Annotated in this window: 15 protein-coding genes and 1 pseudogene; 7 read left to right on the top strand and 9 right to left on the bottom strand. The window is 52.3% G+C overall.

Annotated features, from left to right (window positions below; all coding sequences use genetic code 11):
* Window positions 1-81: 81 nt before the first annotated feature.
* From BMY01_RS01360 to BMY01_RS01350, 3 genes are all read right to left on the bottom strand, one after another.
* Window positions 82-462, bottom strand: coding sequence for a hypothetical protein (locus BMY01_RS01360; protein ID WP_074743786.1), 381 nt, complete (start codon window positions 460-462; stop codon window positions 82-84).
* A complete protein-coding gene (locus BMY01_RS01355; RefSeq protein ID WP_074743785.1) occupies window positions 449-1048 on the bottom strand; it encodes a YpsA SLOG family protein in 600 nt (199 codons plus the stop codon). Before BMY01_RS01355 ends, BMY01_RS01360 begins: the two co-directional genes overlap by 14 nt.
* 389 nt (window positions 1049-1437) lie before the next feature.
* Complete coding sequence (locus BMY01_RS01350; RefSeq protein WP_139176645.1) at window positions 1438-3012, bottom strand: hypothetical protein; 1575 nt, start codon at window positions 3010-3012, stop codon at window positions 1438-1440.
* Between the two features lie 168 nt (window positions 3013-3180).
* Between BMY01_RS01350 and BMY01_RS18215 the strand changes: the two are divergent.
* The 5 genes and pseudogenes from BMY01_RS18215 to BMY01_RS18690 all read left to right on the top strand — a co-directional run.
* Window positions 3181-3287 (top strand): annotated as a pseudogene (locus BMY01_RS18215) (IS200/IS605 family transposase); the annotation flags it as partial.
* 590 nt (window positions 3288-3877) lie between these two features.
* Entirely contained in the window at window positions 3878-4261 is a 384-nt protein-coding gene (locus BMY01_RS17245) for a hypothetical protein (protein ID WP_139176643.1), read from the top strand.
* The gene (locus tag BMY01_RS17240; protein ID WP_175463185.1) at window positions 4258-4572 is read left to right on the top strand and encodes a PepSY domain-containing protein; all 315 of its coding nucleotides are present in this window, start codon (window positions 4258-4260) and stop codon (window positions 4570-4572) included. Before BMY01_RS17245 ends, BMY01_RS17240 begins: the two co-directional genes overlap by 4 nt.
* Complete coding sequence (locus tag BMY01_RS17980) at window positions 4573-4809, top strand: hypothetical protein (protein WP_139176639.1); 237 nt, start codon at window positions 4573-4575, stop codon at window positions 4807-4809.
* Window positions 4790-4954, top strand: coding sequence for a PepSY domain-containing protein (locus BMY01_RS18690; RefSeq protein WP_175463184.1), 165 nt, complete (start codon window positions 4790-4792; stop codon window positions 4952-4954). Before BMY01_RS17980 ends, BMY01_RS18690 begins: the two co-directional genes overlap by 20 nt.
* 68 nt (window positions 4955-5022) lie before the next feature.
* On the opposite strand, the gene BMY01_RS01330 is transcribed toward BMY01_RS18690, so the two are convergent.
* The 4 genes from BMY01_RS01330 to BMY01_RS01310 form a co-directional block, all read right to left on the bottom strand.
* Window positions 5023-5628 (bottom strand): PEP-CTERM sorting domain-containing protein, encoded by a 606-nt coding sequence (locus BMY01_RS01330; RefSeq protein WP_074743783.1) that lies wholly within the window; start codon window positions 5626-5628, stop codon window positions 5023-5025.
* An 848-nt stretch (window positions 5629-6476) separates the two neighbouring features.
* A complete protein-coding gene (locus tag BMY01_RS17230) occupies window positions 6477-7289 on the bottom strand; it encodes a PEP-CTERM sorting domain-containing protein (protein ID WP_139176637.1) in 813 nt (270 codons plus the stop codon).
* A 310-nt stretch (window positions 7290-7599) separates the two neighbouring features.
* Window positions 7600-7800 (bottom strand): YbdD/YjiX family protein, encoded by a 201-nt coding sequence (locus BMY01_RS01315; protein ID WP_074743958.1) that lies wholly within the window; start codon window positions 7798-7800, stop codon window positions 7600-7602.
* A gap of 50 nt (window positions 7801-7850) precedes the next feature.
* The gene (locus BMY01_RS01310; RefSeq protein WP_074743781.1) at window positions 7851-9923 is read right to left on the bottom strand and encodes a carbon starvation CstA family protein; all 2073 of its coding nucleotides are present in this window, start codon (window positions 9921-9923) and stop codon (window positions 7851-7853) included.
* 279 nt (window positions 9924-10202) lie between these two features.
* Between BMY01_RS01310 and BMY01_RS01305 the strand changes: the two genes are divergently transcribed.
* Both BMY01_RS01305 and BMY01_RS01300 read left to right on the top strand, forming a co-directional pair.
* Window positions 10203-11519, top strand: a complete 1317-nt coding sequence (locus tag BMY01_RS01305) for a cache domain-containing protein (protein WP_074743780.1) — start codon at window positions 10203-10205, stop codon at window positions 11517-11519.
* Window positions 11520-11560: 41 nt separating this feature from the next.
* On the top strand, window positions 11561-12232 hold the full coding sequence (locus BMY01_RS01300) for a response regulator transcription factor (protein WP_081353622.1): 672 nt from the start codon (window positions 11561-11563) through the stop codon (window positions 12230-12232).
* A gap of 22 nt (window positions 12233-12254) precedes the next feature.
* Here BMY01_RS01300 and BMY01_RS18210 read toward each other — a convergent pair whose 3' ends face one another.
* Window positions 12255-13034 carry a PEP-CTERM sorting domain-containing protein gene (locus tag BMY01_RS18210; RefSeq protein WP_074743778.1) on the bottom strand — a complete coding sequence of 260 codons (780 nt, stop codon included), beginning with the start codon at window positions 13032-13034 and terminating at the stop codon, window positions 12255-12257.
* A gap of 350 nt (window positions 13035-13384) precedes the next feature.
* Window positions 13385-13951, bottom strand: coding sequence for a DNA-3-methyladenine glycosylase (locus tag BMY01_RS01290; RefSeq protein ID WP_074743777.1), 567 nt, complete (start codon window positions 13949-13951; stop codon window positions 13385-13387).
* Between the last annotated feature and the right edge of the window lie 82 nt (window positions 13952-14033).

Genomic DNA, 14033 nt, shown 5'->3' with positions numbered 1-14033 from the left:
CCACCATTCGCGCCATGAGACGGTAGCGCCCCAGCCCCACTGATTCTTGAGTTCATCGAAGTTGTTCTCGGCGTCAGCAAGTCACGATAGAGCTGTGCCAGGGTGAGGATCTCGTACTGCGCCGAGGTGGCCAGCAGGTGTACTCATAGCGTAGCGTCGCTCGCCCACAACAAAGGCGAGTTCGCCCTGATCCTTATCCTTGCCACTCATCAGCATCTCGCCCGTAAGCTTCCTGCGCAGCACCACCAAGCGCCGCCCGCGACTCCAGCCTGCCAGCTTCAGAGTGTCCTCCAAACCTTCCCATCCTTGTCCCGCCCCTTCCCAGCTGTTGGAGTGGAAGAGCTTCCTGATAAGGCCCTTTACGTTCTTCGTCAGTCGCAGCTTGGTGAGGTAAGGCTGGCCGCGAGCTTCGGCTTCGTGCAGAATCGACTCGCTGCCATAGGCCACATCACCGCGCAGCAAGGTGGGGCGCTCCCCCTTCGGCAACGCATTCAGAAAGGCCCAGATCCCGGGCATGCCGTGCATGGGCGCCGTCTCGTTGCCCGCCATCATTTCCACCGCCAGTGCCAGCCGCGTGTTTTGCCATCAGCGCACTGTGAGAACTGTGCGAAGGTCGTCCTGGTTTCTGCGGGTTGTAGCCCAAGTGCACCTTCCCCATCAGCGGCAACCAGTCGACCTCAAGCTGGTCGCCCAGCCCCAGTCCCGGGACTTCCAATTCCTGAGTAGTCAGCGATCCGCCGGTCAACTCCATCGATAACGAGATAATCAGCGTCGCGTCACTGTCGCACACGTTCCATCGTGTGCGCTGCTGGTATTGGCGTACCGGCGTTTCCTGCAAAGAATAGCGCTCGGGTATTATCCCATCCTCTGCACGCCGTCCGCCAGGGCACCATCCCCCATGTTGAACATCGTGTTCCAGGCCCAGTCCAATGCCGCATGATCCGGGCCTGTCTGCCCGCTCGAAATGATTTTCCGGATCATTCCGCTTCAGATTTCGAACGCAACAGCAAAGCTTTCGTTCATTTCCATTGTTAGGGGGAGGTGGCATGAGCCGGTATACAGCACCGCGGCAAACCAGCCGTTTAGCCCGGTTCGAAACGGGGGTGGCTGATACTGCGGGAATTGTGATTTTTAAACAGTTCGGTTGCGCGGCTTCGGGCTATGTTCGAAAGGAGGTAGATCAGTGCGATCTACGGTGACATGACATTGCGCATGCTATATTGTAACTATTGCGGTGGTGGAACGACCGCAAATTCTTCAGGATATCCGGCCTGCCGGCTGAAACATTGATGATCCAGCCGAAGTTGGAATCGGTATCTCTGTAACATACAGGTACCAAGCGAATAATCGTCATGATAGGGGCTATTGGAATGCGTTTTGAGTTTGACTCGTCTCAGATCCCATGCTTCCGATCGGATCATTTCGAGGGTTTGAGGATTAGTCTTGACCCGCGGCAATGGCGTAAACCTCCCAGGCTGGCGCGGCAGCAACGCGCATGGCCACGCCGTCCAACATGTGAGGAGCGGGTGGGCGTATGAGCAACAAGTACAGCGGATGCACCGTGTACTGTGTTTCGTTCTTTGCTACGGCAAGGTTTTGGACCTTACGTACCGCATCAACATACTCCGCACGGGTGCACACCGATGCGCCAAAGGACTGGAACGCCTGGTAAAACGGCTGATATGCCGGGACCACCTGAATTGGCTGCTGCCCTTTGATGGCGAATACATTCGGCAGGTAGCGTGTACCGTCAAGACCTGCCAAGGCAGCCGCGTGCGTCAATGGCGGCTGACGAGAACGATAGACATTCATGACATCGCTTTCTTCGGGATGGCATTCAAGCTGCATGATAATGGCATTCTTGGGCAAGGCGCGTAATGCTGTCACGATAGCATCAATCTGTGGATCAACGGAGGCCCAGAGCATCGTCAAGGCCAGCTGTTTTGCCAACAGCGAGCCGCCCAGCACTGCAAGGAATACGTTCGACAGGACGCCACGGAGGATCTGCATGTCAGTGCCCGCCAAACCCAATAGTACAATGGCTATAGGCATGCGAGAATCAACGTAGGAACCTGAATTAAGCGAAAATGGCAGTGCCAAATAAAGCAAAACCAGAGCGGCAAGACCAGGCCAGAAGGACCGTGCCAAGCGAAAGCGAGTCGCGGTGACGAGCAGTACCCCGAATGAAACTGCGCCAAGCACAAATGCCATATCGCCGGCGAACGATCCAGATGTAAATGCTTTGGCCAAGCCGAACATCTTGCTCTGCCAAAAGGGCATCTTATAAGCGCCGGCCCCCACCTGATGTGCCGACATTGCCAGGTAAAGGAGACAGGCGGGGATCTGTTCGAGCCCATAGCCAGCCAATCGTCGAAGGCCTATTCGCCGTTCTGTCATGGCAGCAACGCCCACGCCAATTACCATTACAGCGTATATGCCAAATGCAAAGACGTGGCACATCAAAAGCAATACACCTGCGCATACCCCGAATATCGTGCGCCACACCCATGCGGACCGTTCCAGACTCAAACGCATAGCCAAGGCCCAGAGCATTAGTGCGAGGCCGAAGATATAGCTGAAAAAACCTAGTATTGAAACCAGATTGAACAGCAAGAACGATGAGACAAGTGGCGCCACGCTCCACCGGCCAATGGCAATCCGATTCAGCACCAAAGTTCCAGTCAGCATCAGTACCAAAGTGAGCGCGAAGAATAGCCGTGCCACGGTCTCCGGTTCGAGAGCATTGACCAGGCCTATCCCTAGGATGTCGAATGCAACATTTGGCAGAAGCAGGGTGTCCAGCGAGTAAAAAGGCGAGCCAGCCCCTGTGATGATGAGATCACGCAGAACCGCGATCCGGGCGATGTGTGCAGCCGAATCAAGCAATGGCAAATGCTGAGCGCTGAGTACAGGTAGAACAGCGAGAGATACCGCGACAAGGGTTAAAACGTGGATAGGTATGTGCGATGGCCAGAATTCGGCCTTTCTCGGATTTTTGGATGTTATTGTCAAGGGCCCTCCCGAAGCAGATTTCAAATTGCGCTTGCCAATGCCGGAGTAAAAATGTGTTTTAAATAAATAACGTAATCCCCCGACCTATGCTGGAGGACTCAGTAAGGTTTGACCGTGTGAAGGGGTCGTCCCGATTCTTTTAGCTCGACCAAAAGCTAGGAGAATCGAATGAGAGATTACCAGGGTTTGACGCATACGACATGGGACTGTAAGTACCATTTGTGTTTATACCGAAGATGCGGAAGAAGGCGATATTCGGAGCGATACGCAAGCATCATCAACCAGTGGTAGATTTGAAAAAGTTTTTTATAGAGGAAGGACGAATGTCTGACACTCAAGTGAAAAAAGGGGCGGAGTCAATCCCTCGACGGTAGGGAGTTTTACGGTACAGGATCTGCCAGACGTAGCGGGAATATATACCGGCAAATGGTCACATAAAAATGATCCCGGCAGAAGCAAATTTTCTTCCATGTTTCCTGACAACTGCTCAATGGACTGCTCCCCTGAAGACAACGATTATGATTTGCTTTTTTCCCATTGCTATGTATAATGAGAATCATTCGTATTAAATTTGGTTTTTGGTTTTGCAGAGCTACAAGTAATATCTGAGGAGATGTCGCAGCGTTCCCCATAGGGAAGAAGGGTTAGCGTTGGCATAAAAAAGTTTTACCTCAGATTTTTTAAAACCAAAACCAGGAATATTCGAGAAAAAGTCAAAAAAGCCAAATACAGGTTATCCGTTGCTGCCAGGTCCTCCTTTCCCGGCAGCTTTTAGCCCGCCAGCCCGCTTTCGGGCAAGCCAGCCATATTTTTATTCCAGAGCCTGCCAGTTAATCGCTGGCCGGCTTTTTTAAGGCGTAGCCACATGAAAAATAAGAACAAAAAAACTGCGGCATTTCGCGGGTTTCGGCGCAACCTGTCTCACAAGAGGATCTTCCGGCTCCGGGCATTGAAAGCGGATTTATCCGCCCTCGCTGCGTTTTCTTTGGCTTCCTGGACAATGCATGCAAATGGTCAAACTCCAAATCAGGAGGCGCAGGGGGCCAGCCAAGTCCAGACTTTAAGCCAAGCTCAAGCTTCGAGCCAAATCCAGACTGCCCAGGATTCAAGTCAGGCTGAGCCAGGAAAACAGCTTCCCCCTGTAACTGTTACCGGAGAACGCGTAGGGAGCTTCAAATTGGACACGGTGCAGGTCGGGACATTCGGCGACATGGCGCCCATCGATGTACCCAGACCAGCAATGTCGTGACGAGGGAAGTGCTGGATGCGCAAGCAACCACCAGTTTGTTCGGTGCTTTGCGCAATACAGCCGGTGTGACTCGCGCAACTGAACGGCTCGACATACGACAATCTCTCGATCCGCGGGATTCTCGTGAAGAATCGCAGCAATTATCGGCTCATCGTGCGTTGGGTATCTACGCGGTTCTTTTTCTTCTGATCATTGCCTTTACAGGCATCTCGCTGGTGTTCAACAAACCGGTGGTTGAATTTATAAATTTTTTGACAGCCAGTCCGCCCCATCCGACACCACCCCCTTCCGATCCTGATGGAAGAGGGTAGGTGAACCTTTCAATCGACGATTTATTGTATGAAGCCGACCGTATCCTGCCGGCGCCTACCACCTGGGTTAATTTCCCTCAAACGCCGCGGGCCTCGGTGGTGGTACGAAAAAAGCTGTCGGAAGAATGGCACCCTAACGGCAGAAGTTTCATCTATTTCGATCAATACACCCGGAAAGTGCTGTTTGTAGAGTGTAGAGAATGCGCTGACTGCATCTGTGGGCACGCGGATTTATAATAATCTCTACCCCCTCCATATCGGGGAGACAGGAGGGTTAACTACGCGTGTCCTCCAGCTGCTAATCGGTTTTTCACCCCTTATTCTGTTTACTACCGGCTATATCATGTGGAGAAACCGAAGCAAGATCAAAGGGCGTAAATAAGGTGATAGAGATGGCGAGTTTAAAAACCCGCCCAAGCGCGGGCGGGGGTTTGCGACGCTAAAAACAGCTCAAGCGTTCTTACTGCTTCGACGTTTCGCCATAACACCCATCAAACCAAGTCCTGCAAGCAGCATGGCGTAGGTTTCCGGTTCGGGGATTGTCGGGACTTGTGTCAGGGTAAAGGTGGTGGTGTTCCCTTGGCCGGGATCGAATGGGCTTATTGTAAAAGCCGCATCAGCCGCGAGTGCGCCACTGGCTAGGCTTCCTGTAAAGTCGAGGTTGCGCGGGCCGCTCGATTGATCAAGCGTGAAGCCGGAAAGGGTCGAGCTGTTGTGTGCGGTGAACACAACCCCTTGGCCCTGGTCTGGTTCCCCGATGGCGTAGTGAAAGTCGATCCAATCCTGGCCCGTACTGTTTGTGACTGCCTCGCTCACAGTGTAGGGATTGCCCGGACCGGTGTCGTGCCCCACAGTAAAAGTAAGGACGATTGGGTTGACACTATCAAAGGTTTTGCTTAGGTCAATTGTCCTGTCATCGTCGTCGATGTTGAAGTCAAACGATCCCAAACCTGCTCCACTGGCGGTGATATTGGTAATAACACCTGCGGCGGACGCGGCGGAAATAGAACCTCCGAACGCTAAAGCAGCTATAACTACCTGAGAAAACTTGTTCATTGTTATTTCTCCTAATGATAAGTTACTGCGTTTATTAAAAGTTACGTTCGAGCCGCTATAGGCTTTGCCTGTTTTCCATGTCTTTCAAGTCTATAGCCTTATCATTCCAAGCAAAATCTGCGCCTGTTATTGTTTTCTCGCCAAAACACTGGCTTACGTGGCTAACCCTGTTTTCCAGAGGCGCGAGTGTAAGAAGTTTCGACAAATAGTGGCTATATTTGGTCATGCCGCTGAACAAAGCAGAAAGAACAAACTACGGACTTCCTTCAAAATCTCATATTTATCGTGCCATAAAACCGATGCGCAGATAGACTGCAAACACGTGATGTGGCCAGTACATCGCTTCATACCTATCCCCCACGGTGCCAGGTTTTACCCGCCTAGATGGGACGATGTTTGTGCGGCTCAACAAGGTCATCCGTGTGCAGGCAAAATATCGAAAACCTGGCCAATATCGACTATATCGCCTCCGCGAACAACAATAACAACATCCTGCCCGGCGCGCCGCGTATTTATCGCTTGACGTGGTTGCCAATTTTTAGACTAATAAGCTCGACCAAATAATCCCAAATATTCCTCTCCCCAACCCCTATCCCACAGGTGGGAGAGGGGGCGGGAAGAAAGGGAGTGATAACGCGAATGATTACATAGACTTGCGGTAGACAGTTTCTGAAACCGGATGCCAAATGGAAAGAGTCGCAGCCATTCGGGTTACCAGGCATGAAACTGTTTGACCGCCGTATCCTATTTCTTCCTCTCCCATGTTTCCTCTCCGGAGCGGGAGGGGAATAAAGCAAAAAGATCAGAAGGGAGGGGAGGTCAAAAAGTAGATTTAGGCCGATAAGAATTTAAGCTACGCTGCCAGCACTTCGGAGGCGCACGATCATACCTATCAGTCCCAGCCCCGCAAGTATCAAGGCGTACGACTCTGGCTCCGGTATTATGCTCGGGCTTCCGAGGGATGCGCTCGTATTGAAGCTGAGCGATCCGCTGCCGGGACCAGCGGCAAAGATGCCGAGAACCAGAGTTCCTGACTGCGAATCAGGAGAATTTTCGTAGTACGAACTCAGGGAAAACGACGCGTTGGAATTAGAATTAAAATTTCCGTTTTCGTTAGAGCCACTAAAATATGCGGAAGCGTAGACCGAGGCTGAGGTGGAATTCCAATAATCGAACGTTTCTCCCCCCGTTATATTTAGCGTATAGGGTACCGTTACGGTAAGCACCCCGGGACCATCGAAAGAAAAATTTTCGCTTCGACTTCCGGAGGATGAAGCGCTTGGATTGTCCCAGTATGAATATCCGTTATCACCTTCCATGGATTGTGCATTTGCCGAGAAACTTAGCGGCGAAGCTGATGCATGGGCAAATGTGGTCGCTGTTGCTTGCGCATTTGCGGCTAAAGTGGATGTCCAATCGTAGATCGACTTTGTATTGTATTCATTTCCCTCACCCTGAACGTACGCGGATGAGCTCAAGTCGGTGTATTCGTCGGAAAACGTTACAGTAGGCACGTTGCCGTCTACGCCTGTGACCGAAACCTGGAGTTGGCTCCAGTCGAGTGAGGCAGCAGCTGTTCCATCTGCAGCGTACGCAGACTGAGCAAGTGCGAAACCGGTTGAGCAACTTATTAATATAAGACCGCATCTAATCGAGTTCATGATAATCCCCTTGAATATGAAGAGACAGATGCGTCTGCATCTGCTTCAGCCGGATAGCTGAAGTAAAACTATAAGGGGCAGGTTCCCGATTTTTCCGTACAGTTGTGAACTGACAAGAAGGCTAGATAGGCGTACGCTGATAGCCGCGTCTTTTGGGCTTTTAACCACCCTTTATTGCAAAAGACGAAGCGCGCCTGTTCACAGTGTACTCATTCCTGAGCTTGAGGAGCTTGAGCAAAGGCGCAGGCGGCCGAGATAGTCAAGACAGGTGGATGGATTGCCGCAGGGCACTTGTCTTATGGGAAACGCACTAACAGCATCGCGTCACTTTGCCATTGCCGCCATACCTTGCTTCCTGGCGCTCACGGAAGAATTCCTCGTATGACATGACGGGCCGGTCGGGATGCGCATGGTGCATGTGTGCGACGTAAGTGCTGTATTCGGGCATGCCTACCATCAGCCGCATGCCCTGCCCGAGATAACGCAATCCACTCACAATTCTGGTTAACATCGTTCGCTCCTCCTCGATAATTTTCCCGAAATCACCTTCACGTTCTATCATCACGTCCTCGATACGATTTCAACCGGCAATAACTCGAATGGCGCTTCCCTGGCGGTGGGAGTGCCGAGCGCGCGCGCGCGCAATGCCGTGCGGATGCCGAATGCCAGCATGCTGATGAGTACCAGCATGAATAATGCCGCCAACGATGCGTTGATGTAATCGTTGAAAATCACCTGCTGCATCTGCCCGATGGATTTGGCTGGCGCAAGCACCGTGCCTTCCGTGACGGCTTCCTTGTATTTGTTTGCATGCGCCAGAAAACCGATGCGTGGATTGGCATCGAATATCTTCTGCCAGGCTGCGGTCAGGGTGCAGACAAAAACCCAGATGGCAGGAAGAATTGTCACCCACGCGAAACGATCCTGCTTCATCTTGAACAGGACACAACTGCACAATACCAGGGCAATGCCTGCCAGCATCTGGTTGGAGATGCCAAATAGCGGCCACAGGGTATTGATGCCACCCAGAGGATCAACCACTCCTTGATAGAGAAAGTAACCCCAACCCGCGACACAGACAGAAGTGGCAATCAGATTGGCGATGATGGAATCGGTGCGCTTCATGAAAGGGATGAATGAGCCCAGCAGATCCTGCAACATGAAGCGCCCGGCACGAGTGCCGGCATCCACTGCGGTGAGGATGAAAAGCGCCTCGAACAGAATGGCGAAGTGATACCAGAAGGCCATCATCGCCTGGCCGCCCAGCACCTCGGAGAGAATTTGCGCCATACCCACCGCCAGGGTGGGCGCCCCGCCGGTGCGGGAAATGACCGTATGTTCACCTACATCCCTCGCCGTTTGCGTGATCATCTCGGGCGTGACATAGAAACCCCATTGAGAAATAACCTGAGTGGCTGATTCCGCGGTAGTCCCAATGATCGCAGCTGGGCTGTTCATGGCGAAGTAAACCCCGGGCTCGATGGTGGAGGCGGCGACTAGCGCCATGATGGCGACAAACGATTCCATCAGCATGGCGCCATAACCAATGAAGCGGGCGTCGCGCTCATTGCGGATCATCTTGGGCGTGGTCCCGGAGGATATGAGGGAATGAAAGCCGGATATTGCTCCGCACGCTACCGTAATGAACAGGAAGGGAAACAGGCTGCCTGACCAGACCGGCCCCGAGCCGTCCACGAACTGTGTCAATGCCGGCATCTTCAGCTCTGGTGAGATGATGAGGACGCCGATTGCCAGGCTGACCACGGTACCAATTTTAAGGAATGTCGAGAGATAATCACGCGGCGCCAGCAACAGCCATACCGGCATCACGGAGGCAATGAATCCGTAGCCGATCAGGAGCCATGTGAGTTGCTCGCCTGTCAGCATGAACAACGCCGCGAGCGAGGGAATCTCCTGCACGTACTGGCCGCCGACAATCGAGAGTATCAACAGCACAAAGCCGATCAGCGATACTTCACCAATGGAACCGGGGCGTATGTAGCGTGCATAAACCCCCATGAAGAGCGCAATGGGAATGGTGGCGGCGACGGTAAAGGTTCCCCAGGGCGATTCCGCCAGCGCCTTGACCACGATCAGGGCGAGCACTGCAAGGAGGACCAGCATGATAAAGAATGTGCCGAAGAGAGCGATCATGCCCGGCAACTGCCCCATCTCCGATTTGATCAGATCGCCCAGGGAGCGGCCATCACGCCGGGTGGAAATGAACAGCACGATGAAATCCTGCACCGCACCCGCGAGCACCACGCCTGCGAGGAGCCACAGCATGCTCGGCATATAACCCATCTGCGCAGCCAATATCGGGCCGACCAGAGGCCCGGCACCGGCAATGGCGGCAAAATGATGGCCAAACAGCACGTATTTGTTGGTGGGTACATAATCCAGTCCATCGTTGTGTTTGTAAGCCGGTGTCATGCGAGTGGGATCGAGTCGCAAAATCTGGCTGGCGATGAAGCGGCTGTAAAACCGGTAGCCTATCGTAAATGTGCAAATGGTGGCGATAACGATCCAGATTGCGCCGATGGATTCACCACGGTTGAGGGCGACGACTGCAAGGGCAAAGGCGCCGGTGACGGCAAATGCAAACCAGCCGAGTTTGCTAAGAAGAGCATTCATTTTTTCTCCCGATTCGAATTCCTGGATTGAAGAAGTTGAAGCTGATATTGCGTGTACGTGCCCGCAAGCTGGAATTGGTCCAAGGGACGTTTACGTGCGGGTTGGAGATATTCTGGATAATGATGAAGAGTGTGCGCTGTATACGCTAGCGGGAAATTACCATGAAAAATTACGCAAACTAAATAGAAGTTACAGTAGGCCAAGGATGGCGGATAAATTCAGGAGAACTCTAGTAAAACTACCAGAGAATAGCGGGAAGATTATAGCTAAGATACTTCTATGAAACTAAGACAGAAAGTGAAAGTGATTCTTTTCGCGGTCATACCGCTGCTCGTCGCATCGATCGTCATCGCGGTGATGGTGCATCGTCATTCAGTCTTGTTGGCCGAGCAACTCCGTCAAGTTATCAAGACATCTTACCTCGCCAGCAAGGATGAAGAATTGAAAAACTACGTGGCGTTGGCGAAACGTTCAGTTGAGGACGTCAACAAACCCGGTTGGGCGGAGGAGGCTGCAAAGGAGAAAGCGAAAGCCACATTGGCGAAACTCGATTATGGCCAGGACGGGTATTTTTTTCTATTTGACATAAATGGCAAGTCGCTCATGCATCCCAGACTGACGGAAAGAGTCCAACAGGATTGGTGGGATTATAAGGATGCGAAGGGCAAGCTGGTTATCCAGGACCTTGTCAGGAGGGGGCGTGCCGGCGGAGGCTTTGAGGATTACCTATGGGAGAAACCGTCTCTTGGTAACGCTCTTACGCCCAAGCGTGCCTACGTCGTGGAACTTCCGAACCTGGGCTGGATACTTGGCACCGGCGTGTACCTGGATGATGTCGAGGATGCTTTAACCCGTATCGATGCGCAGGTTTCACGCAGTGTCTTCAATACGACCGTCTGGATCGCAACCACTGCTCTTTTAAGCGTCACCGCCATCGTATTTCTCGGCTGGGGTTTCAACACGTGGGAGCGGCGTGACGCAACCTGGAAGGAACGCAAGCGCATTGCGCGCGAGCTGCACGATGGGGTCTGCCAGCGATTGGGTGCTGCCAAGTTGACAAGTGAAGCAAAATCACTGGAACTGATGGAGGCAAGTGAGCAAACAGATTTGGCGGAGGAGGTTTTGCGAAGCACGGCATGTGAGATTGGGGTGGCCATCGCTGAGGTGCGGGAAATCTCTCACGGACTTCATCCCGAGACTTTAATGCAGTTTGGACTTGCTCACACGCTGCAACTGCTTCGGGAGAAATGGGCCTCATGCTTTGAGGGCGAGATCGAGTTAACGCTCCCTAGGGAGAAGGCTCGTCCGCTTGGGCTTGACAGCAGTTTTGTGTTGTATCGTGTAGCACAGGAGGCATTGCAAAATTCCATAAAACATGGGGAGGCAACCGAAATAGCGATACGATTGCGAGTCGGATGGAGGAGGATTGAGCTTACCGTGGCCGACAACGGACGGGGCCTTCCCAAGGACAAGAACTTTACCCGTGGCATAGGTTTGATCAATATGGAAGAGAGAGTGGAAGAGATTGGAGGAATGTTGAGCATAACTTCAACGAAAGAGGGCGTAATAATACGCGCCGTCGTTCCGCGGCTCTAAATTAAGTAAAGGAAACGTTTAAATAAAGTAAAGGGAACATTATGAATACTCCAAGGACTGTAAAAATAATGCTGGTCGACGATCATTCCCTGTTTCGCGATGGATTGCGGAATTTGCTCAAAACCGACCGGGATTTTGAAATCGTTAAGGAAGCATCGACTGGAAGCGCGGCTCTCCAATATGCAAAACTCAGGGATATCGACGTGATATTGGCGGATATCGAATTGGGTACGGGAATTGATGGATTGGAGTTGGCAGCGGAATTGAGCGCGGTGCCCCGCAAGCCGGCTATGCTGATGATCAGCATGCACACAGAAACCCAATACGTCGAACGCGCAAAGCGGGCAGGTGCGCAAGGCTATATCTCAAAGGACGAACCTGCCGAAAGGATTTTGCATGCAATTGATGAGGTCGCGGCAGGTGGATCCTACTGGCCTCCTGTTAAAATTGAGTCAATACCTCAGACACCGCCTACACCTCGGGAAATGTGTGTTCTGAAATATATTGCGCAGGATCTGAAGACTAAAGAGATCGCGAAGAAACTTAAGCTAAAGGTGCGAACGGTGGAAGCGCACAGGCTTAACATCCGCGATAAATTCGAGGTTAAGACCCCTGTCGAGCTTTACAAATTCGCGGTGAAATGCATGGAGTTCTATGGCGTTCCCGAATGCGTTGAAGCTGAAAAGTATGACACCCCTCTCCCACAGGTCTGATTGTGCATTCAAAGATTCCGCTTTAAATCGTCCGTCGCCTTGCCAGGGTTGCGACGATGCCCAGCCCGGCCAGCAGCATGGCATAGGATTCAGGCTCGGGGATTGGGACCGCCGGAGCCTGGGACGAGAGGTCGAAACGGAGCTCGAACGTTCCCATGCCTGCTTCTGTAGCAGCAATATCGAATACCAGATTTCCCGACTGTGACCCCGGAGAGCCTCCTTCTTCGAAGGAGCTCAGTGAAAAAAAGACAGGGTTGTTTACGGAATTATTGAAGGATGAATTTCCGGTTACAGTGGCGGAAATAGCGTCAAAGAAATTAAAAGGCCTTCCACCGGCAATACTGATGCTATAGGGAACCGATATGGTCAGAACTCCAGGTCCATCCAGCGAGAAGTTCGCGCTTCGGCTTCCCGAAGCGAGTGCTTCCACGGGGTGATGTGTGTGGTCCGGTTCCACAGGTTCAGGATTGGTTTCTACGCTCCCTGACAAGGATGACGGGGAAGCGAGCGCATTGGAAAATGTGCTCCCAACCTGTACATTGGTATCCTCACTCGATGTCCAGTCGGGCAATGATGCTGTGTCATTTCTGATTGCCTTTCCAGGTATGGAGACGGATGACGTTAAGTTCGTGATTTGATCTGTAAAGGTGAGTGTGGGTGTAGCCCCGTTCATACCCGTGACCGATAGCTGAAGCTGACTCCATTCGAGTTGAGCGGTTCCTTCCGAGGCATTAGCTGAGTTAGCGAGTCCAGCCGTTATCGAATACGCTATCGCGACAAAGCTTGTCTTAAGCAAATTCATGTAAGCCTCCGTTGGGTTAATTGGTATTTAAGTTTTCATTTGGGTATTCGCTACGCGAAGCATCTTTCTTTCTTGCAACTCCTCACAGAGAAAGTTACAAATTAAATATAGGTGATGGAGCCAAGAAGAGCCTTTGTATGAACATGACCTGCAAGAACTGGCCGAGATTTGTCTGGCTTACTGCGCCTCAACCCACCTGGCACATTTTCGATACCACATGCACGACTCTTGCGCGCCAAGATCAAACAGGACTGCGAAGCCCATCACGGTTCAAGTGGAGTGTAGGAACTCCAGTCGCCGTTACCCTACGACAGGACTGGGAATATGGAATATATGTGTATGTGCAACAGCTAGCGGAACGGACGACTCAGGAAAGGGGAGTTGGCAAGACCGAAGCGCCAGGGGACATCTTTTGCTTTGGAAATCCCTATACGAGGGCCTGTTACAACTGGAACAGGATCAGAGGGAGGGGTAAGCTGAAACGGAGGGGCATCGATCGGCATTCCGCTATGCTCCTGTGTGATGCCCAGCGCCTGACATACTCGACCGGGGCCGGAACAGAGAACCCTCTCATCGCTCAGCCCTCGCCGCTTGCGCATAACATCCAATCCCGCAAGCGGTTCAATCGCGCGAATCAATACGCCCGCTCCATGTCCCGCGGGACGACAGACAAAATTCAGACACCAGTGAATGCCGTACGAGCGGTAGATGTAGGCATGGCAGGGAGGTCCAAACATCACTTGGTTACGTCTGGTAGGACCCGAAAAGCTGTGTGAGGCGGGATCATCGTGGTCATAGGCTTCCGTCTCTACGATACGCCCGCCAACTCCATTTATAAGCAGGGTGGCGCCTATGAGGGAGCGCGCAACGTCAACGGAAGAGGCTGAAAAATCGATAGGTGGCTGAATCATGCTCATGGCGTAGATTTTATACAGAGCGACTCAAAAAACCAACTGCCTGCGCCTTGCAGTAGCTTACTTATACCGTCCTGTGATTCTT

The organism is Nitrosospira multiformis (assembly GCF_900110185.1).
In the GTDB taxonomy this organism is placed as follows: domain Bacteria; phylum Pseudomonadota; class Gammaproteobacteria; order Burkholderiales; family Nitrosomonadaceae; genus Nitrosospira; species Nitrosospira multiformis_A.
The sequence above is the reverse complement of the archived record's forward strand: the minus strand, read 5'-3'. Positions and strand labels throughout refer to the sequence as shown.

Coding starts and splice junctions, on each gene's coding strand:
- BMY01_RS01355 (WP_074743785.1), bottom strand. CDS start 1,048: ATGCCACCTCCCCCTAACAATGGAAATGAACGAAAGCTTTGCTGTTGC.
- BMY01_RS17245 (WP_139176643.1), top strand. CDS start 3,878: ATGAAAAATAAGAACAAAAAAACTGCGGCATTTCGCGGGTTTCGGCGC.
- BMY01_RS01305 (WP_074743780.1), top strand. CDS start 10,203: ATGAAACTAAGACAGAAAGTGAAAGTGATTCTTTTCGCGGTCATACCG.
- BMY01_RS01290 (WP_074743777.1), bottom strand. CDS start 13,951: ATGAGCATGATTCAGCCACCTATCGATTTTTCAGCCTCTTCCGTTGAC.
- BMY01_RS18210 (WP_074743778.1), bottom strand. CDS start 13,034: ATGAATTTGCTTAAGACAAGCTTTGTCGCGATAGCGTATTCGATAACG.
- BMY01_RS01330 (WP_074743783.1), bottom strand. CDS start 5,628: ATGAACAAGTTTTCTCAGGTAGTTATAGCTGCTTTAGCGTTCGGAGGT.
- BMY01_RS01300 (WP_081353622.1), top strand. CDS start 11,561: ATGAATACTCCAAGGACTGTAAAAATAATGCTGGTCGACGATCATTCC.
- BMY01_RS17230 (WP_139176637.1), bottom strand. CDS start 7,289: ATGAACTCGATTAGATGCGGTCTTATATTAATAAGTTGCTCAACCGGT.
- BMY01_RS01310 (WP_074743781.1), bottom strand. CDS start 9,923: ATGAATGCTCTTCTTAGCAAACTCGGCTGGTTTGCATTTGCCGTCACC.
- BMY01_RS01315 (WP_074743958.1), bottom strand. CDS start 7,800: ATGTTAACCAGAATTGTGAGTGGATTGCGTTATCTCGGGCAGGGCATG.